Below are 18,257 nucleotides of genomic sequence, written 5' to 3'. Positions count from 1 at the left end.
GAAGGGTTCCCTCTCTGCAACGTCGCCATTCAGAAACAAGTAAAGGACCCCATGACCATGAGCGCAATATACTCCGCTGTCCTTACAACTCTGAAACGCTCGTGGTCGTTGTTAAAATGGCGCTTTCTAAAAAGCGCATTCGTGCTCGCTGGTATTCCACTACTGATCGGGGCGAGAGCGGACGAGCGGGAAAAACTCGGCCCATTTACTGCAACAAATCCGCAGGTATTGCAGGAGCCAAAGGATGCAGAGCATTTCGATATACGTGAGGCCCTGCATGGCTCCACCGCAAGCTCTGAGCAATGTTCCGCAATAGCGAATTCGCTTTGGGTAAATGCCGCGGGGCGTGGCGAATGCATTCGCTATTATCGCTCGGGCCTTCAGCACCGCGCTAACCCCATGGTAATGGTTTATTTCAGTGGCGATGTGCTGTTACGCAACGCCGACGGGCAAAGAAGCGTGGTTCCGTCTTACGGAAAACAATCACCTTCTTCGATTACTGAAGAAATGACGGAATGGTCGGAGGCCGCCGGTGTCCCAGCGATTTTTCTAGCCCGCCCCGGTCTTTTTGGATCCTCAGGAGATCACAATAAACGTCGACAAAATCGGGAAATCGAGCTTATGCAACACGCGATTTCTCTCCTCAAGGATCGCTACCAGATCCAATCTTTCATCTTCGCAGGTCATTCGGGCGGCGGACAAATAGTTGCAGGTCTTCTCAACAAACGCGACGATATAAGGGCAGCGGTCATATCTTCCGGCCTTGTTTCCGTAAAGCAGGTCACAGATTACTGGGAGTTTCGCCGGAACATTCCAGGACGTCTTCTTTACGATTCCCGCGAGTTTTACGATCCCATTGACCATTTAAAGAATGTTGCGAAATCTGACCGTCCGGACGTATACGTTATCTCGGATCCGGAAGACCAGACAATCCCTTTCTTTACGCAGTTGCGCTATGTACGCCGGCTCAAAACAACAGGCTTCGATCCGCACCATATATTTGCGCATGCACCAGATCCGTCACACCATTTACTTTCCAATTACGCGAAAATTGCTGCTGCTATGATTGCACAGGGTAACAGTTCTGCCGAAATACGACGAACGCTTGCGCTACATGATGCCAGTCAGATCGCATCGAGGGAAGAGCGAAACAAATCACCAGAAGTTCTGACAATACCCCCGCCCTATGTTAGTGCCGAGAGCGCTTTATCCGTGTTGATACCGGATGCTACCGATAACACGCAGAAAATCCTGTTCTCTAAAGCGGGCGAGAAGCAGCTCCCGCCTGCATCCGTGACCAAACTGATGACTGCAATCGTCGCAATTGACATCAGCAGAAAGTTACGACTGGGCCTATCGCATAAAATAGTGGTTCATGCGGACGATCTGGTGGGTGGATCAGGAAACAATCTGAAGGTCGGCGATGTATTACCACTTGAGGCTGCAATCGCCAACTTGATGCTGTCTTCGTCGAATGTGACGGCGAATGCTGTCGCCCGAAGCATGGGCGCTGTAATGAGAAGAGAGGAGCATCACAAAGAAAGCGACCCAGACGTTTTCGTACGCCAGATGAACAATAGAGCCCAGACGCTTGGCATGACGCGAACTGTCTTCATGAACCCATCAGGGCTTTCAGCTTCGGGACAGGTAACAACAGCCAAGGATCTCGCGAAGCTCGCGGTCGAAGCACTGAAATATTCTGAAGTATCAAGAGTGTGGGGAGACAAACAGTATACTATAGTAGTCGAGGGGCCTCACGCGCGCAAATTAGCACTATCGAACCCAAATCCCCTCTATAAGGACTATGATATCATTGGTGGTAAAACGGGGGCACTCGTTCCAGGTCTTTTCAATATCGTGGTCGTTTCCCAGGCGCCAGGAGAGAGATTGCTTGTCACTGTCAGTTTGAAGTCTCCCTCGGAAAACGAGCGGACGAGAGACGTGCGCACGTTGATTGACTGGGCTAAGCGCAATCAAGCAAAGTGAAAACATAAAATCTTCATCCTACAGTTGTGCCATTTGAGGTTCTGACCCTCATTCAGATCAGGCAGCTCTTTGCGCCAGGCGGCTGGCACCGCCAGTTGCGAACCTATACCTAAGGTATAGGCCCCAACTCTGCGGCCCAATAGACCTAAGTATCTGAACACTATCCGTTCATCTGATTGAGCTGCCCTGCTTCGCTGCCTAAGCTGGGAGCATATCGACGTTGCAAAGGAGTTCGATCATGCCGGGCGATAATCCTCTTTCACACGCACTCGCTGCAGGCACCGTTGCGCCTGCGTTCACTTTACCTGCTACGGCGGATCAGACGGTATCGCTCAGCGATCTGCGTGGCGCTCCGGTGATACTCGCATTTTACCCGGCTGACTGGAGCCCGGTCTGCAGCGATCAGATGGGACTTTATAACGAAATACTGCCGGAATTTCATCATTCGAAGGCACAGCTGCTCGGCATATCAGTGGATGGTGTGTGGTGCCATGCCGCCTTTGAAGCAGAGCGTAAATTGCATTTCCCGCTTCTCGCAGATTTTGAGCCCAAAGGTGAAGTCGCCCGGAACTATGGCGTTTATCGCCAGAAAGATGGCGTTGCAGAGCGTGCGCTCTTCGTCATCGATGCCGATGGCATTATCCGATGGAGCTATGTTTCGCCCCTCGGCATCAACCCGGGAGCCGATGGCATTCTTGAAGCACTCGACATGCTTGAGGCCAAACCAACCGCTACGGAGCTGCAACCATGAGCAAGTTGAGCATTCCTGTCAGTAAACAGGATCACATCCAGGGTTATGAGACAGCCGCTGTAACCCTTGTCGAATATGGCGACTATGAATGCCCTTATTGCGGCGAAGCTTATTACGTTCTGAAAGCAGTGCAGAAGGCAATGGGTGAGGATCTACGCTTCGTGTTCCGTAATTTCCCGCTCGCAGAAATACATCCCCATGCGCTTCACGCTGCGGAATTTGCTGAAATGGCAGCTACACAAGGCCTGTTCTGGCAAGCCCATGATCTTCTCTACAAAAACCAAAACGCGCTGACCGATCATGATCTCCTCGCATATGCGACAGCTCTCGGCATAGCGCCAGCGACCGTCGCAACCGCCTTCGACGGCCGTTTTCAGGAGCGCATTGAAACAGATTTCCGCGGTGGATTGCGAAGTGGCGTCAATGGCACACCAACGCTTTTCATCAACGGCACGCGATATGATGGTGCTCGCGACGCGGCTAGTCTGGTTACTGTTCTGCGAGAAGTGAAGGATTTGCTTGTCTCAAATCAAAGCAGATAGATGCACAATCGCCTCGGGGACCAGCGCCCCGAAGCGCCACCTTTTTAAGGTATGATATCGGTCTTTGCCGTTCTGATATCTGGCTCTTCTGCCTTCATGTAAAAGGCCCTGTCGCCACCCACGTCAAACATCAAACTCCGCTCAATTGCGGCCAAGTAATCCGTAGATGATGCGACCTGCAAATGTCTGCCCGATCCTTGATTGTGCAGGCAATCCTTCTGCACTGTAATGATGTTGGTTGTATCGGCGTTTGTGTGGGCAACCCCCACAGGCTTGTCATCAAAAATCGAAAGATTTACAATGAGCCTGTTTGCGCTCCAGGTCGCCATTTTCACTTCATCCAAGGCCGCATTGATTGCCATCAGCATGGAGCCTGCCTCGCCTTTGTGATCATCAGGGCGATAAAGTGCTATTGCTGTAGCCGCTGCTTCAGCATCGCCTTCATCGCAGATGCGCCTCCATGGCAGAACGGTTTCGGATTGGCTGTCGTCCAACCACTCGATATAGGCAATTGCCACACACTGGTTCGGGCCGCTGGTCATAACGTGGTACAAAGAACGCAGGGCCGCTATATGCCCCTCGCGAACCATCTGAACATCGTCGATATCTGGCAACGATGACCGATCGACAGCAAAAACAACCGCTGCATCAACTCTATCTGAGCGTAAAGCCTCCCCCGCTCGTGCTTTCTCGTTCGCAAGCAAAAACGACCCCAGCAGTAGCGCCAGAATTGAGATCAGAACCGACCGCCTTTCCTCACCAAAATTTGCGTATTTGCGAAACATGCTCGCCGCCCCATTATACCGCCGACGATCTGTCAGCGGATTAGTCGGGACCATATTCTCCTGATGTACCTGCTAAAATACGACAGGTGCCGTATTTCATGCCTTAGGCCATCTTGGTAGCTTCTGGCTAACAGAGGCATATAGGCTTTCATTCAAGCAAATCCTTGCTTGAATGGCGGTTCTGGCAGTTGGGGGCTTCTGCCAGAGCCGCGACCGGAAGATTAAGCCGATGGCAATCCAAGACGCACCGCATAAGCTGTCAGTTCAGCGCTACTATGGAGGTCGAGTTTGCGCATGAGGTTTTCGCGATGCTTACGGGCGGTGAAAACGCTGATGCCGAGCCGATCTGCTATTTCCCTGGTCGTCGCACCCTGTGGGATCAATGCCAAAAACTGTAACTCACGCCTTGTGAGCGGGACAGGCGACACGACATCGATATTGGGTCCAGGCTCATGACCATTTGGACGGTTGATCGAGGAACCAATGTGAATTGCGCCGTTGCTGCGACCGTTTTTCAAATTGGCGATGGTGGCAAGCAGTTCGCTCGGATCGCCATCTTTCGTCAGATAACCACTAGCACCAGCGTCGAGTGCTGCACGGATCGAACGGGATTCACTGTTTGCAGACAGAATAAGAATTTTTAACTTTGGATGGGTCGCTCGTAATTGTTCTATGAACTGAAAGCCGTGAAATCCCGGCATCCCAAGATCAAGCAGGACCATATCGCAAGGCGTCCGAGCCAAAAGCCTCAACAAAGACGAGCAATCACCCACTTCACCAACCACAACCGTTTCGCTTAACGTGGAAAGAAGTAGTTTAAGCCCCTCGCGGACGATATTGTGATCGTCAGCCAAGACTACCCGGTAGTTTTCCCTCATCGATAAGATGCCCCTCAAGCCCACAAGCGAATACAGGATAGCATTATGGTGGCTTTAACGCTCCCTGAAAAACACAAAAAATCGACGAGAGTTAATCCCATAGACGAGACGCGTATAAAGCAGGCGTTGGTCAATACGCTTTACAAGCATTCGGCCGGCGTACTGCTGACCAACATTTTCGTGCCGATCCCCTCGCTGCTGATCTTCTGGGGCAAGGTACCCAATACCTGGCTCGTTGCATGGTGCGTTTCTGTCTATTTGCTGACAATCCTCCGTATGATCGGCACCCGCGCTTTTTTTCGCCATACGAAAACACCGAACAACTATCCGAAATGGGCATGGATGGCGGCTGGCTTCTCGTGGTTGTCGGGTATGAACTGGGGATTATTGGGCTTGATCGGTTTTCTTTCGGGCGAACCACACCTTCTTTCATTCGCAATGATCGTCATGACGGGTCTGACCTGCGGGTCCGTGCCCACTTCATCAGCATTTCTGCCGGTCCTCGTCGGATCGTTATTCACGACCGTTCTCCCAAGCACGATCTATTGCCTCATGAGTGAGGGGGAGATTTATAACGCCTATCTGTTTTTGATCGCCTGTCTGGTTATCATCAACGTGCATCATGGACGTGTGACCCACCGGGATCTGGCCGAGACGATTCGATTGCGCTTTGAAAACGAAACACTCGTTGATCAGCTCAAAAGTGAAAGGGACAGGGTGGCAGCGGCCGATCGCGCAAAGACACGTTTCCTTGCAGCTGCAAGTCACGATCTTCGGCAACCAGTACACGCACTTGGTCTCTTCAATTCGACCTTGGCAGCACTCGCAGGCAGAGGGAATGTCAATGGCGCCGACGCGGCTAATATTTCTGGAAAGATCAGAAGCGTCGTTGCCAATCTGAGCTATCTGCTCAACGCATTGCTCGATGTTTCACGTCTCGACGCTCAGATCGTGACGCCCAATCGCGAAACCATCTCGATAGGTGAATTACAGGATGATCTTCGCAACGAATTTGCGAGCCTCGCTGAAAGCAAAGGTCTTCGATGGAGAATGGTCCGATGTGACCTTCATACAGACAGCGACCCCATGATGCTGCGGCAGATAATTGCCAATCTGATTGCCAACGCGATCCGCTACACGACAAGCGGAGGCATACTCTTTGGCTGTCGTCTCAGAGGCAGTAATATCGAAATTCAGGTCTATGACACCGGGATCGGTATCGCCGAAAACCAGCACAAAACAGTGTTTGAAGAATTCGTGCAGCTGCATAATCCTGAACGCGATCGCGACAAAGGACTGGGACTTGGCTTGTCGATTGTGAAACGAACAGCAGAATTGCTCAATCATCCGATCCGGCTTTGCTCGCAAGCCGGTACGGGATCGATGTTTTCAATCGTCGTACCGCTTGTCGTTGATCAGCGCCAACCGAAGAAGGCCACCAGAAGCCCGCTTCAGACAGGTGGAAACATTTTCATTATTGATGATGAAAGCACCGTTCTTGAAGCTCTCACAGGGCTTGTCGACGTTTGGGGTTACCAAGCCTTTTCGGGGCGCAACGCTGTCGAAACATATGCCGCCTGGCAAGCTGATAAAACAGCGAAGCCCTCTCAAGCCGACCTTGTCATCGTGGACTACCGCCTTGAAGGGGGCATGATTGGAACACAAGCTGCACGCAGATTGTTCGATCAACTTGGTTACGAGCTGCCCGTGATCATCCTGACGGGCGATACATCGCCTGAAAGACTGCGTGAAGCGTCCGCGAGCGGTTATATGCTGCTTCACAAGCCGATTGATCCCGCCGAATTGCTGCAGGCGATCCAGAAGGCCATTTAAGAAAGCGTGGGTTCAGTCCAGAATCTGTAAATCTGCTCTATTGCGTAAAAATAAGCAGAGCCCGGCTTGAAACTGCAAAATCGCTTCTTACGTGATAGCCAGTGGACCGGGCCCCTCTGGCGGTTTTTACAAACCGTGATGTCGGACACTTCGAGCAAGCTCGAGGTCAGCCCGGTAACCCGAAGCCGACCTTGTTAGATTTGAACAGAGGTCGGATATGGAAATATTTACTTCACTCTTCATGGGAACGCCGGTCTGGATGTGGCTGGTGTTTATCGGCATCGTTCTGGCATTGCTGGTGCTCGATCTTGGCGTCTTCAACAAGGAAGACCATGAGATCGATATAGGTGAGAGCCTGAAAATGTCGGCTTTCTACATCACACTTGGACTGGCTTTTTCCGGCTTTGTCTGGTGGCAGATGAGCAGCGAGGCGACGGCGCAATATCTCACCGCATTCGTGGTTGAGAAAACGCTGGCTCTCGACAACATCTTCGTTATCGCGCTGATATTCAGCTTCTTCGCAATCCCGCGCAAATATCAGCACCGCGTCCTATTTTGGGGTATTCTCGGTGTGATCGTGTTGCGCGGCATCATGATCGGCCTTGGCGCTACAATCGTGGCAAACTACCACTGGGTGCTGTATCTGTTTGCGGTCTTCCTCATAATCACCGGCATCAAGATGCTGTTTTCTGGAGAAGATGACGAACCGGATATGAGCCGAAATCCGCTGCTGCGCTTTGCCCGTAAACACATGCGTGTCACGGATGAACTGCACGGCAATGCCTTCTTTGTACGGTTGAAAGACAGCGCGACCGGCAAGATGGTACGCTTCGCGACGCCACTATTCCTGGCGCTTATCATGATCGAAGTTGCGGATCTGATCTTCGCTGTAGACTCCGTACCGGCGGTCTTCACGATCACCACCGATCCCTTCATCGTTTACACATCGAATATCTTTGCAATTCTTGGCCTAAGAGCGCTTTTCTTTGCCCTGTCGGCCATCCTACATCGCTTCGCCTATCTTAAGTACGCGCTTTCGATCCTGTTGATCTTCATCGGCTCCAAGATGTTCATTGCGGATCTGATGGGTTGGGAAAAATTCCCGCCTTCTTGGTCGCTCGGCATTACCTTTGCGATCCTTGGTGCGGGCGTTGTCATATCGCTTGTAAAGACCAAAGACGCGGAAAAGTCTGTCAGCCATCATCAGTCATAAGACTGCCAAAAAAACATCGGCCCGGCCCATCTGGTCCGGGCCGATTTCAAGATCAGTAAATGATCTCCACCCCTGCTCTTTCCAACGCTGCATAAACCGCATTTGGCGGCGGCTGATCTGTGATCACCAGATCAATGCCCGATGTTGGCAGGATCGAAAATTTGTCCGATCTTTGCAGAGCCGTGTGGCTTGCCAGCACGACGAACTTTCTTGTTTGCCGCCGCACCACCTGCGCAAGCTGGAGATGCCTGTCCGACGGCCCAAGCAATCCACGCTGCACATCAAACCCGCTTGCTCCCATGAAGGCGACATCAAAAACACGGCGCGAGATGATTTCCATCGCCTCAAAACCGAAGGAAGCACGGGAGTGCTTGTCGAATTGCCCACCGCAAAGCGTAAGATCAGTCTGCCCGCCCATAGACAGGACGATCATGATATCGACCATCAGCGATGTGGCGATGATCGGTGGTTCGTGACGCGCCTCCCACGCTGTTGCCAGGGCGGTTGAACCGCCACTGAAAAATACCGACATACCCGGTTTGAGCAATCCATGGGCAATCCGGGCAATTCGCTCCTTGGCTTCACGATCTGCTCCGATACGCAAGTCAATATGCGGCAGTCCCTTTGCCGTGACGGCACGCGCACCGCCATGCACGCGCATCGCTTGCCCTCTTTCTTCCAGAGAGGCGAGGTCTCGTCTGATCGTTTCTTCTGAAACCGCGAATATACCGGCGAGCTCCGCGCAAGTGGTATCGCCCTGTCTGATCAGACGATCGCGGATCCGATCCTGCCGATCCGATGGTCGAAGAGGTCGTTGTGCCATTTTAAGTTCATGCCATTGTTACGTCGCGGCAGACCTAACGAACTTACCTCACAGGAATACGACAAAATCTCGCCAAGACGGTCATTAAACGGGCAAATAGCGCAAGAACCGGTCGAAACTCACAATTCGCATGTCATTCACGCCCGATAGTTTGTGCCCAAATCGGACACAGGAGTGACGGACATGGTTGAACTTTCAAGGCGTAGTTTTCTGACAGCCTCCGCTTCATTGGCAGCCACAAGCACCTTTGGCATTTCTTCGGCTTTTTCTGCCGATGCCAAAATTGAAATCTCCAGCATCTGGGGACCGGACAAACCATTTCAGAAAGTCGTAGACGCCTTCAACGCATTGAAGAGTGGCGTCACCGTCACCAACCGCTTCGATGGCGATTATGAAACAGCGACTGCCAAAGCGCTCGCTGGTATCGCTGCGGGCAAACCACCAGCAATCATGGTAACGGGCTGGAAGTTCGGCTATTTCGCACGCCGCACTCTTGGTGCCCGCGACCTCAACGAAATCGATGATACCAAGGCAAAGGCCATTATTGCGAACTTCGTTCCTTCGCTGATGCCGCTGGTCACCATTGACGATGCTGTGATTGGCTTGCCATGGGCAATGTCGACGCCGATAACCTTCATCAACAGCACTCTTTGGGCTGAAGCCGGCCTTGATCCAGACCTTCCGGATTATCCAGATACAGATTGGCTCTATAAGGCTGCACACACACTTGATGAAAAGCTCAAGGGCAGACATGCCACCTATCGGTCGGCACTGGCTCTTTCCAACAATGAATGGACCAGCCAGTCATTCATTCAGAATGCGGGCGGCTACATCATCGACCCCGAAGGCAAGCTTGCACTTAACAGCGATGAGGCTGCAAAGGGCATGGAACTATTCTGCCAGCCAGCCCACCAAGGGCTCTGGACCCCCGTCAGCGGCAAAGAGCAGGATGCCGCTTTTGAAGCTGGCGCGCTTGCGATCTGCACCACAAGCTCGACACGCGCTGTAAGCTTCCCGTTTGGTAATGCTAAGGCGATCACGGCGCGCTTCCCCGGCATTGCCGGCCATGCCCGCAACATGAACAGCGGCGGAAACTTTCTCGCGGTCTATGCGAAGAATGACGAACAGGCTAAGGCGTCACTTGCGTTTCTCGAATTCTGCGCCTCACCTGAAGGCCAGAAGATCTGGTCGGAAGTTGGCTATCTTAACACATCCGTTCACGACATTCCGCTGATTAACGACTTCATGAAACCTGCTGCGGGTCAGCTTACCGACGGTTTGACTTCCGAAACCATCTGGCCGGGCAAGCGCGGGCTTGAAGGCCAGAACATCTGGCGCAAGTGGGTATCACGCATGTTGCTGAAAGAAACGGATATCAAATCCGGCCTCAAATCGGCTCATGACGAACTTGCAACCGTGCTGGTGGATGCCTGACGCGAAATGTCGAAATCTCTGTTTGCAAAGCTGGCTCCGTGGATTTTCGCGGGTCCAGCCGTCGTTTCCGTCATTGTTTTCCTTTATGGCCCGATCATTGCCTCCGCGGTTCTGTCGGTTATTGACTGGAACCTGCTTTCAACCGATGTCAGCTTTGTGGGGCTCGACAATTACAAAAGCTTGTTTGCTGATGCCGATTTTCGGCTCGCAGCCTGGAACACGGTGCTTTACTGCATTATTCTCGTTCCGACACAGATCATATTACCGCTGATTATCGCCGTGATGATCCATGCGGTGCAGGGCTCCAAGCTTGAACGCATCTATCGCGGCGCTTTCTTCCTGCCAACTATCCTTGCCTATTCTGTCGCAGGCGTTGCATGGTCGTGGCTGCTTAATCCGGTCAACGGGCTTTTCAACGAAGTTCTCGTCTGGTTCGGATTGCCGACATCCATGTGGCACCTTGATCCGGATCTCGCACTCTTATCTGTATCGGTCGTCACGTTCTGGAAAAGTTTCGGCCTCAACATGCTGTTGTGGATCGCGGCGCTTGCCAATGTTCCGCAGTCATTGCGCGAAGCATCTCGACTGGATGGTGCTGGTGCATGGCGGCGCTTTTTCACTATCGAACTGCCGCTGATCACACCGACCGCGTTTTTCATTTCGGTTACAACCGTATTTTCGGTGCTCGACGATATTGTGGGCGTTGTTGACGTTCTGACGGGAGGCGGACCAGCGGGCCGAAGCTCCAATCTGCTCTATTTCCTCTGGCAGCAGGGCCTGCAGTTCTTTCAATTCGGCAGAGCGAGTGCAGTTGCCATGATCATCATCGTGGCAGTCCTTCTCATAACCTGGGCACAGTTCCGCTTCGGCGAAAAGCGGGTGCATTATCAATGACTGCAAATTCTCTCAGCGCCACGCTCCAGCGCGGCACACTCCATATTCTTCTCATTGTACTGTCGCTCATGACGCTGTTTCCATTGCTGTGGATGGTCACATCTGCCTTCACACCAAACGAACTGATTGCTCAAAAGGCGCTGCGGTTCTGGCCCGAACAGATCACATTGTCGAACTTCCAGCTTGCAGCTGATCGTTATCCGATCTGGTGGTGGCTGTTTAACTCCGTGGTGACATCCGCTGCCATCACACTGGGCAAGCTCATCATCAGCCTGCCTGCGGGTTATGCTTTCGCCCGAATGGAGTTTCGCGGCAAACATTTCCTCTTCTGGGTGGTGATTGCCACCATGTCCTTTCCGACGGTTCTCGCGATCATTCCCACCTATATCGCGGTGGTGAGGATACATGCCTTCGATACCTATTGGGCCATGATCATCCCTTCGATCCCCTATATCGGCTTTTATGTCTTCTATTTCAGACAATCTTTCCGTTCGCTTCCAGACGAAATGTTTGAAGCAGCGCGCATCGATGGTTGCGGTATCTGGAAACAGTTCAAGGACGTGGCCATACCGAACGTTTTGCCTGCCATTGCTGCACTTTCTGTGATTTCTTTCATGGGAGCGTGGAACATCTACCTTTGGGGGCAGCTCGTTCTCGAAGACACCGGCCGAAAGACACTCACCACGGGCATCGCCATGTTTGCTGATGTGGATGGTGCTGAAACCCCCTGGGGACCACTGATGGCAACCAGCCTTCTCTCCGTATTGCCCGTGCTCGGCATGTTTCTTCTGGCGCAACGTTACATCGTTGAAGCATTCTCTGCTGGCACAGGAGAGAAATAATGGCGCGTGTTCTGGTAATCGCACATCTCAACCATGATCGAATCTGGGAGCTCCACGGGCCACTCAAATCCGGCTCCCGCGTTTCGTGGGGAAAGCGTGAGACAAGACTCGGCGGCGGTGGCTATTTCACAGGCTCACCATTTCTGGCACTGGGACATGAGGTGGCGCTTGTAAGCTCGCTTGGCAATGATGGGCTTGGCGAAACAGCCCGCTCCGAGCTCTTGGAGCTCGGCTTTGATATGCAGCATGTATGCAAGCGAGATAGTGGTACCCACATCACCGATATTCTGCTTGAGCCTTCCGGAGAACGCACGATTTTAACGCCGGCCGAGGGGCCGATGCGATTGTTCCGGCTTGATGGAGACGTTAAGGCCGACGCCGCCTATATCAATTGCTTCAATCCAGATGCGACGATTCTTAAAGCGCTCGATGAAATAGGTTTGGTCGCGTCTCAGTTTCCCTTGTCTGAAAACTCCGTGCAGCGACCCGCAGATCTCATGATCGGCTCAAAAGGCGACTTTCCGGAATTGGGTGACAATGCGCTTTGGCGCAAAGCACAGCATTTCTGTGGTTCTCGCCTGAAGCATCTCGTCATGACCGATGGTACGCGCGACATCACCATTCATGATGGCGAGCAAATAAGAAATGTTACACCCATGAAGCGCGCGGTTGTCAAAAACACGATCGGCGCGGGCGACCATTTCAGTGCCAATCTTGTATCCGAGCTGCTTTCTGGAACAGCGATTGAAGATGCCGCGAGCAAAGCCAGCAAGGCAACCGCCGATTGGCTGGATCAGCGGGATCAGGAGAAGCAGTAGGCGCTTTCGCGCATTTCCTGTTTTGTTTGAGTCATTGGAAATGCTCTATCCATTTGTTTTCACGCGCATCCCGCTTTGGAAACTCGAATTTGAAGATGCAAAGCGCGGGACATTTTGCTTTGCGGAAATGGAGAAAAATGGCCGGTATCATCATGAAGGACCTCAAGAAGGTCTATGCTGGTGGAGTGGAAGCCGTGAAAGGCGTATCCATCGATATCCGTGCGGGTGAATTTATCGTTCTGGTGGGGCCCTCAGGCTGTGGAAAATCCACATTGCTGCGCATGGTCGCTGGTCTTGAAGACATTTCAGGGGGTGAGGTCAGCATTGGCGGTCGCATCGTCAACGACGTTGAACCTGCTGATCGTGACATCGCAATGGTCTTTCAGAACTATGCGCTTTATCCACATATGAGCGTCTATAACAATATGGCTTATGGCTTGCGCAATCGCAAAACCCCAAAAGCCGAAATCGAGACGCGCGTGGCGGAAGCGGCACGTATGTTGGAGATCGAACCATTCCTTGATCGCAAACCAAAGGCATTGTCGGGTGGTCAGCGCCAGCGGGTTGCCATGGGGCGCGCAATCGTGCGCAAGCCTTCCGTTTTCCTTTTTGACGAACCACTATCCAATCTTGATGCCAAATTGCGCGTCACCATGCGCGGTGAGATCAAGCGACTGCAAAGGCGACTGGGCACGACTTCGCTCTATGTAACGCATGACCAACTCGAAGCCATGACCCTCGCGCATCGTCTTGTCGTGTTAAACAAGGGCAGTATCGAGCAGATCGGAACTCCGCTTGAGGTTTATCACAATCCAGCCTCGACTTTTGTTGCGAGCTTTATCGGTTCACCAGCCATGAACCTCCTCAACGCCCGGCTCGACGGCAACCGTCTGATGATCGATGAAGCTGTTCTGCAGCTTTCAGGCAGTCTTCCCTCATCCGGTTCTCTAACAGTGGGTATCAGGCCGGAGGATCTTGTCTTGGCCCAGAACGGTGAGAACGCACTTAGTTTCATGCTCGATCATGTTGAAGAACTCGGCGCCCAGCGCCTCGTGCATGGTATGGTTGGCGAGCAGCGGATAACTGCAGCCTTTCCGCCTCAGCTCCCGATCAGCGACCATATGCAATTGACGGCAGCCGTCGATAAGCTGCATTTTTTCAGTGCGGACACCGGCAAGCGGCTGATTACAGCCGCAAGTCAGGTTGTTTCGCAGAATATATCAAGCCTGTCGCTCGTATGAGGTCAGATGTGCAAACAGGCTCCTTGCCAGAGGCGCCAACGCGGTTTCATCTCGCACACAAACTGCCAGTTGGCGCGTTGCCCAACTGTCGGAAAGCTTGATGATCGCTATCGAAGAAGATCGCCGGAAACGCCGCGCCGCCGTTTCCGGTATGATGGCAACGCCCACGCCCTCGCCTGCCACCCGGCAAATACCCTCAAAGGTCGGCAACTTGATACGCGTCTTAAGTCGCAGTCCGATTTTCAGAGCCTGCGCATCGATGTGATCCTGTAATGCGCCTGTGCTCAGCGCGATAAAATGCTGGTCGAGCAATTCGTCGAGCCGAACGCTGTTACGTACGGCGAGCGGATGATCTCTCGCGCTGACCAGCACCAAACGATCAATAGCAAAGGGCTGTAAATGCAAGCCGCTGATATCGACGGTATCGGACAGAACACCGATCTCCGCAAAACCTCCTGCGATACTTCTGGCAATCTGAATGCTCTGTCGCTCCTTCAGGTCGATATCGGCCTGAGTGTTGCGCGCGAGCCAGGGAGCAAGCCGCGCCGGAAGAAATTCGGTCATCGCAGCGGTATTGGCCAGAACGCGGATTGTCCCGCGCAGACCTTTTGCATATTCGCCAAGCTCACCCCGCATCTGCGCGATCTGCTGGAGGATCGCACGAGCATGATGCACCAGCGCGTCGCCAGCTTCGGTTGTTGTGACGCCGCGTCGCCCACGTTCAAGCAACATCACTTCGCTGAGAGTTTCCATATCACGCAGCCTCTCACTCGCAGCCGCCAGTGAAAGTCCAACATCCGCCGCTCCATGGGTGATACTGCCAGCATCTACCACAGCAAGAAACAAGCGAAGGTCAGTCAGGTCAAAGCGCATCAGGCAAGACTATCGCATAATTAGGCTTCGGGCCAGCCGAAGCCATGATGCGGAACTTCCACATTGTTCCAGTATTTGAGATCGTCCATGCAAGGCCATGTTCGATTTATCAACGACACTTGTATTCATGATTGCGGCTACGTTCTTTGCTGCCGGTATTGTCAAAGGCATCACTGGCATGGGCTTGCCCACATTGGCAATGGGCGTGCTTGGCAGCTTCATTTCTCCACTGGCAGCGGCAAGCCTCCTGCTGGTACCGTCTTTCACAACCAATATTTGGCAGATGATTGCAGGACCAAATTCGCTCGCGCTGGTCAGACGGCTATGGCCGATGATGCTCGCAATCATCGCCGGAACTATGCTCGGCGTTTCCTGGCTGGCGAAGAGTGATGCCACCATCACGACCGGTACATTGGGCGCCTGTCTCAGCCTCTATGCAGCCTTCACACTGCTGGCGCATCCCTTCAAGGTGCCTGCGGGACTTGAGACCTGGCTGTCACCGATCGTGGGGGCGATCACAGGCCTTATTGCGGGAGCGACTGGCGTGTTCGTGATTCCGGCAGTGCCTTACCTGCAAGCACTTGGACTTGAGAAAGACGAACTTGTTCAAGCACTGGGCCTGTCCTTCACCATATCGACAATCGCTTTGGCTTTAGGTCTCGGGGTTCAAGGAGTGCTGGTTCTTGATCAACTCGCAATCTCCACCATGGCAATTGTTCCAGCCCTTGCTGGAATGTGGGCCGGACAAGTCATTCGCAGGAAAATCAGTCCCGTCATATTCAGGCGCGGCTTTCTGATCTCTTTGCTGCTGCTAGGTTTGGAAATGATGCTGCGGCCACTTTTTTAGATCATGAACGTAAAGCAGACGCCGGACTCATCCGCAGTGTCATCAACGCCGGAACGAGCGAAACCACTGCCGCAACCGCGATAAAGCCAATAACAAGCCAGACATCGCTCATTGCAAATTCCACCGGCATCCTGACTGCTGTTGTTGCTGTGAGCCATGATGTGATGGCACGCGCTGCCGCATAACCGATTGCCAGTCCAAGAAAGATTCCAAGCATCAGCAGGAAAAACAACTCACCCCAGACAATCGCCATGATGGAGCGAACCGGCGCACCAAGCGCCCGCAGCGCACCGATTTGACGCTTTCGCACGCCTATATGCATGACCGCAACCAACAACAAAGCAAAAACCACAATCACCTGCGTACCGATTGCGATACCAAGCAGCAGGCGGCGTGCATCTCCCAATGTCGAATAGAGCCGGGTGAGAACCTCTGCCGGGAAGATCGCCAATGTGCGATCAGAACGATATTCCTGCCGCAGCCGATAGGCATCCGCAATGGTCTTTGGCTTTACAAGAATAGCCGGAACACCAGGGCTATCAGCATCGAAAGCCTCATCAAGCGGCGCATTGACGTCGATTTCGTGATCATGGTCATGCGGCTTTTCATTGATAAGCACACCAAATCCGTTACCCGGCTTTTCAGCATGGTCGCCATGCTCGTGCTCTTCGTAAGCTTCCATGCCATGTAGCTGCCAGACAGTGCGAATGGGAACCAGAATAGACCGATCCCATGCAGTGCCGGTCGCAGCCATTTTGCCAGCTACATGATAGCTCAGCTCCGTATGTGCATGTCCGCCAGTTTCAACAGTTCCATGCATTGGATTGACTTTAGCGCCGACCGCTAGATCGACTGCCGAACCAATAACCGCCTCCCCCAGACGTGCGAACATCGTGCCTTCGGCGAGCTGTGGTGACAGGGCGGAAATAAGCTCGGTTGTCGTGCCAACAATGGGAAAGCCCATCGCGCTGTCGCCAAAGCCGATTGGAGCCGCGAAGGCCACACGCTTGTCATTTGCAAGTTTGCCCAGCATCGCACCCGACATAAGCGGCAGAGGCGATGGCTGCAAAAAGACCGACGAAAGTGTGAGTTGCGTGTCACTTCCTGCGGCACCGATCACAAGGTCAAACTTGTCAGATGCCCGCGCCGTGCCAAGCCGCACAGCCCGTTCCTGCACGGTCACGACCGAACTTAATGCAACCGACAATGCCAGCAAAACGATGATGGCGACAGCACCACTCCAGAAGCGGCGCAGATCCGCAAGAATGAATGCGATCATGACAATTCCATCTCCACGCTGTCGCTTACAATCTTTCCGCCCTCAAGGCGGATGCGGCGCTGCAAATATTGCATCAACTGCGGATCATGCGTGACGACCACCAATGTCGCCTTTTCTTCGGTGGCAAGCCGAACCAGAAGCTCAGCGACATCCGCCCCAGTTTTCTGATCAAGGCTTGCTGTCGGCTCATCGGCCACGATCACGCCGGGCTTAGAAAGAAGCGCACGCGCGATAGCCACGCGCTGCATCTCACCGCGCGACAGCGTTTCGATATGTTGGTCGGGGCGAGCTATTCCGACTGTTTGAAGCAATTGAAGAGCGCGCGTGCGATCGTCAGCTTTCACCCCAAAACTCAATTTGAGCGGCAATAGCACATTGGACAGTGCCGAAAGGCCGGGAAACAAGTGAAAATCCTGCATCACCAGACCGATGTTGCGCGCACGAAATGCATCACGCCTGAAGGAAGACAGGCTGCTGATTTCCGTTTCGCCCCACACCACTTTGCCGGATTTCACAGGTTCGAGCCCCGTTATGGCGTTGACCATCGTGCTTTTGCCCGAGCCGGAGGCACCGGTAATTGCCAGATGACCACCAGCAGCCAGATTAAACTTTTCAATGGAAAGCACAGGGAGAGCCAAACCTTGAAAGCGCACTTCCAGATCGGCAATATCGAGCGACAGGCCCGATGGCTTGGCAAGCATCATCGTCAGACCGTTTCGAAAGAAGCATCACGCAGACGAAGCTGACTGACGAAACCCGTTTCAGGATCTGTCCATGAACCATATTCCAACGTACCGCGCGTCAGAATCGGCGCGTTGAACTGTACGAACGTCTGTTTGGATGCCAGATAGACGACCATGATATTATCGGGCCAATCCGAATCTGACGAGCAGAATGGGCAGATCGACATCGGAATTTCGGTCAGTACGAAGAAATTGGCTTCAGCCTTGAGTGGCGGTGCCATGAACCCGCTGATTGCCACTTCCTTGCCGGAAGCATTTTTGACCTGATCGGAAAACTCCAGACCCAGAACGCCAAAGCTTTTATACAGATTGTCAAAGCCAAGCTGCTCTGCGGCTTGTACCCTGTTTGCAACGCACATCAAAGGCGCAGTTGCCAATGCACCAAGCATGAGTTGCCTGCGATTGAAATGCGGTCCTGTGCGCATCCTATCCTCCTGAAGGTAAGTGGACAGGCGGAAAACCCGCCTGCCCTTAC

At 53.1% G+C, this 18,257-nt stretch carries 18 protein-coding genes; 11 read left to right on the top strand and 7 right to left on the bottom strand.

Annotated features, from left to right (window positions below):
- Positions 1–57: 57 nt before the first annotated feature.
- The 3 genes from QSJ70_RS07110 (at position 58) to QSJ70_RS07100 (ending at position 3,279) form a co-directional block, all read left to right on the top strand.
- Positions 58–1,986, top strand: a complete 1,929-nt coding sequence (locus tag QSJ70_RS07110) for a serine hydrolase (RefSeq protein ID WP_285535351.1) — start codon at positions 58–60, stop codon at positions 1,984–1,986.
- Between the two features lie 238 nt (positions 1,987–2,224).
- Entirely contained in the window at positions 2,225–2,737 is a 513-nt protein-coding gene (locus QSJ70_RS07105) for a peroxiredoxin (protein ID WP_215777790.1), read from the top strand.
- Positions 2,734–3,279, top strand: a complete 546-nt coding sequence (locus tag QSJ70_RS07100; RefSeq protein ID WP_285535349.1) for a DsbA family protein — start codon at positions 2,734–2,736, stop codon at positions 3,277–3,279. The genes QSJ70_RS07105 and QSJ70_RS07100 overlap by 4 nt, the downstream gene beginning before the upstream one ends.
- Before the next feature lie 44 nt (positions 3,280–3,323).
- Here the strand turns inward: QSJ70_RS07100 and QSJ70_RS07095 are convergent, their stop codons facing one another.
- Positions 3,324–4,064, bottom strand: coding sequence for a DUF1194 domain-containing protein (locus QSJ70_RS07095; protein ID WP_285535347.1), 741 nt, complete (start codon positions 4,062–4,064; stop codon positions 3,324–3,326).
- A gap of 221 nt (positions 4,065–4,285) precedes the next feature.
- A complete protein-coding gene (locus tag QSJ70_RS07090; protein ID WP_285535345.1) occupies positions 4,286–4,942 on the bottom strand; it encodes a response regulator in 657 nt (218 codons plus the stop codon).
- A 45-nt stretch (positions 4,943–4,987) separates the two neighbouring features.
- Between QSJ70_RS07090 and QSJ70_RS07085 the strand changes: the two genes are divergently transcribed.
- The gene (locus QSJ70_RS07085; RefSeq protein WP_285535343.1) at positions 4,988–6,775 is read left to right on the top strand and encodes an ATP-binding response regulator; all 1,788 of its coding nucleotides are present in this window, start codon (positions 4,988–4,990) and stop codon (positions 6,773–6,775) included.
- 217 nt (positions 6,776–6,992) lie between these two features.
- Positions 6,993–7,988: a TerC family protein gene (locus tag QSJ70_RS07080; RefSeq protein WP_285535341.1), complete on the top strand. Its 996-nt coding sequence runs from the start codon at positions 6,993–6,995 to the stop codon at positions 7,986–7,988.
- A gap of 52 nt (positions 7,989–8,040) precedes the next feature.
- Here the strand turns inward: QSJ70_RS07080 and QSJ70_RS07075 are convergent, their stop codons facing one another.
- Positions 8,041–8,811, bottom strand: coding sequence for a DeoR/GlpR family DNA-binding transcription regulator (locus QSJ70_RS07075; RefSeq protein WP_285535339.1), 771 nt, complete (start codon positions 8,809–8,811; stop codon positions 8,041–8,043).
- A 183-nt stretch (positions 8,812–8,994) separates the two neighbouring features.
- Here QSJ70_RS07075 and QSJ70_RS07070 point away from each other — a divergent pair, with 183 nt between their 5' ends.
- The 5 genes from QSJ70_RS07070 (at position 8,995) to QSJ70_RS07050 (ending at position 14,040) form a co-directional block, all read left to right on the top strand.
- Positions 8,995–10,245 (top strand): extracellular solute-binding protein, encoded by a 1,251-nt coding sequence (locus QSJ70_RS07070; protein WP_285535338.1) that lies wholly within the window; start codon positions 8,995–8,997, stop codon positions 10,243–10,245.
- Positions 10,246–10,251: 6 nt separating this feature from the next.
- Positions 10,252–11,139 carry a carbohydrate ABC transporter permease gene (locus QSJ70_RS07065; RefSeq protein WP_285535336.1) on the top strand — a complete coding sequence of 296 codons (888 nt, stop codon included), beginning with the start codon at positions 10,252–10,254 and terminating at the stop codon, positions 11,137–11,139.
- Positions 11,136–11,981: a carbohydrate ABC transporter permease gene (locus QSJ70_RS07060; protein ID WP_285535334.1), complete on the top strand. Its 846-nt coding sequence runs from the start codon at positions 11,136–11,138 to the stop codon at positions 11,979–11,981. The genes QSJ70_RS07065 and QSJ70_RS07060 overlap by 4 nt, the downstream gene beginning before the upstream one ends.
- On the top strand, positions 11,981–12,799 hold the full coding sequence (locus QSJ70_RS07055) for a PfkB family carbohydrate kinase (RefSeq protein WP_285535333.1): 819 nt from the start codon (positions 11,981–11,983) through the stop codon (positions 12,797–12,799). The genes QSJ70_RS07060 and QSJ70_RS07055 overlap by 1 nt, the downstream gene beginning before the upstream one ends.
- A gap of 137 nt (positions 12,800–12,936) precedes the next feature.
- Positions 12,937–14,040: a sn-glycerol-3-phosphate import ATP-binding protein UgpC gene (locus QSJ70_RS07050; protein ID WP_285535331.1), complete on the top strand. Its 1,104-nt coding sequence runs from the start codon at positions 12,937–12,939 to the stop codon at positions 14,038–14,040.
- On the opposite strand, the gene QSJ70_RS07045 is transcribed toward QSJ70_RS07050, so the two are convergent.
- Entirely contained in the window at positions 14,020–14,913 is an 894-nt protein-coding gene (locus QSJ70_RS07045; protein ID WP_285535330.1) for a LysR family transcriptional regulator, read from the bottom strand. The genes QSJ70_RS07050 and QSJ70_RS07045 overlap by 21 nt on opposite strands.
- Before the next feature lie 97 nt (positions 14,914–15,010).
- On the opposite strand from QSJ70_RS07045, the gene QSJ70_RS07040 reads away from it, so the two are divergent.
- The gene (locus tag QSJ70_RS07040) at positions 15,011–15,760 is read left to right on the top strand and encodes a sulfite exporter TauE/SafE family protein (protein ID WP_285535328.1); all 750 of its coding nucleotides are present in this window, start codon (positions 15,011–15,013) and stop codon (positions 15,758–15,760) included.
- A 1-nt stretch (position 15,761) separates the two neighbouring features.
- Here QSJ70_RS07040 and QSJ70_RS07035 read toward each other — a convergent pair whose 3' ends face one another.
- Genes QSJ70_RS07035 through QSJ70_RS07025 form a run of 3 tightly spaced genes read right to left on the bottom strand, consistent with a single transcriptional unit; the run spans position 15,762 to position 18,207 of the window.
- Complete coding sequence (locus QSJ70_RS07035) at positions 15,762–17,039, bottom strand: ABC transporter permease (protein ID WP_285535326.1); 1,278 nt, start codon at positions 17,037–17,039, stop codon at positions 15,762–15,764.
- Positions 17,036–17,743 carry an ABC transporter ATP-binding protein gene (locus QSJ70_RS07030; protein WP_285535324.1) on the bottom strand — a complete coding sequence of 236 codons (708 nt, stop codon included), beginning with the start codon at positions 17,741–17,743 and terminating at the stop codon, positions 17,036–17,038. The genes QSJ70_RS07035 and QSJ70_RS07030 overlap by 4 nt, the downstream gene beginning before the upstream one ends.
- 2 nt (positions 17,744–17,745) lie before the next feature.
- On the bottom strand, positions 17,746–18,207 hold the full coding sequence (locus QSJ70_RS07025) for a hypothetical protein (RefSeq protein WP_215777813.1): 462 nt from the start codon (positions 18,205–18,207) through the stop codon (positions 17,746–17,748).
- Positions 18,208–18,257 lie beyond the last annotated feature (50 nt).

The sequence above is a fragment of the Brucella sp. NBRC 12950 genome (assembly GCF_030268145.1).
Taxonomy (GTDB): Bacteria; Pseudomonadota; Alphaproteobacteria; order Rhizobiales; family Rhizobiaceae; genus Brucella.
This window is presented reverse-complemented; position numbering and strand designations above follow the sequence as displayed.

Excerpts from the sequence above, each read along its gene's own strand:
- QSJ70_RS07065 (WP_285535336.1), top strand. The coding sequence starts at position 10,252 with ATGTCGAAATCTCTGTTTGCAAAGCTGGCTCCGTGGATTTTCGCGGGT.
- QSJ70_RS07095 (WP_285535347.1), bottom strand. The coding sequence starts at position 4,064 with ATGTTTCGCAAATACGCAAATTTTGGTGAGGAAAGGCGGTCGGTTCTG.
- QSJ70_RS07100 (WP_285535349.1), top strand. The coding sequence starts at position 2,734 with ATGAGCAAGTTGAGCATTCCTGTCAGTAAACAGGATCACATCCAGGGT.
- QSJ70_RS07090 (WP_285535345.1), bottom strand. The coding sequence starts at position 4,942 with ATGAGGGAAAACTACCGGGTAGTCTTGGCTGACGATCACAATATCGTC.
- QSJ70_RS07110 (WP_285535351.1), top strand. The coding sequence starts at position 58 with ATGAGCGCAATATACTCCGCTGTCCTTACAACTCTGAAACGCTCGTGG.
- QSJ70_RS07105 (WP_215777790.1), top strand. The coding sequence starts at position 2,225 with ATGCCGGGCGATAATCCTCTTTCACACGCACTCGCTGCAGGCACCGTT.
- QSJ70_RS07025 (WP_215777813.1), bottom strand. The coding sequence starts at position 18,207 with ATGCGCACAGGACCGCATTTCAATCGCAGGCAACTCATGCTTGGTGCA.
- QSJ70_RS07040 (WP_285535328.1), top strand. The coding sequence starts at position 15,011 with ATGTTCGATTTATCAACGACACTTGTATTCATGATTGCGGCTACGTTC.
- QSJ70_RS07070 (WP_285535338.1), top strand. The coding sequence starts at position 8,995 with ATGGTTGAACTTTCAAGGCGTAGTTTTCTGACAGCCTCCGCTTCATTG.
- QSJ70_RS07060 (WP_285535334.1), top strand. The coding sequence starts at position 11,136 with ATGACTGCAAATTCTCTCAGCGCCACGCTCCAGCGCGGCACACTCCAT.
- QSJ70_RS07035 (WP_285535326.1), bottom strand. The coding sequence starts at position 17,039 with ATGATCGCATTCATTCTTGCGGATCTGCGCCGCTTCTGGAGTGGTGCT.
- QSJ70_RS07050 (WP_285535331.1), top strand. The coding sequence starts at position 12,937 with ATGGCCGGTATCATCATGAAGGACCTCAAGAAGGTCTATGCTGGTGGA.
- QSJ70_RS07045 (WP_285535330.1), bottom strand. The coding sequence starts at position 14,913 with ATGCGCTTTGACCTGACTGACCTTCGCTTGTTTCTTGCTGTGGTAGAT.
- QSJ70_RS07085 (WP_285535343.1), top strand. The coding sequence starts at position 4,988 with ATGGTGGCTTTAACGCTCCCTGAAAAACACAAAAAATCGACGAGAGTT.
- QSJ70_RS07075 (WP_285535339.1), bottom strand. The coding sequence starts at position 8,811 with ATGGCACAACGACCTCTTCGACCATCGGATCGGCAGGATCGGATCCGC.
- QSJ70_RS07030 (WP_285535324.1), bottom strand. The coding sequence starts at position 17,743 with ATGATGCTTGCCAAGCCATCGGGCCTGTCGCTCGATATTGCCGATCTG.
- QSJ70_RS07055 (WP_285535333.1), top strand. The coding sequence starts at position 11,981 with ATGGCGCGTGTTCTGGTAATCGCACATCTCAACCATGATCGAATCTGG.
- QSJ70_RS07080 (WP_285535341.1), top strand. The coding sequence starts at position 6,993 with ATGGAAATATTTACTTCACTCTTCATGGGAACGCCGGTCTGGATGTGG.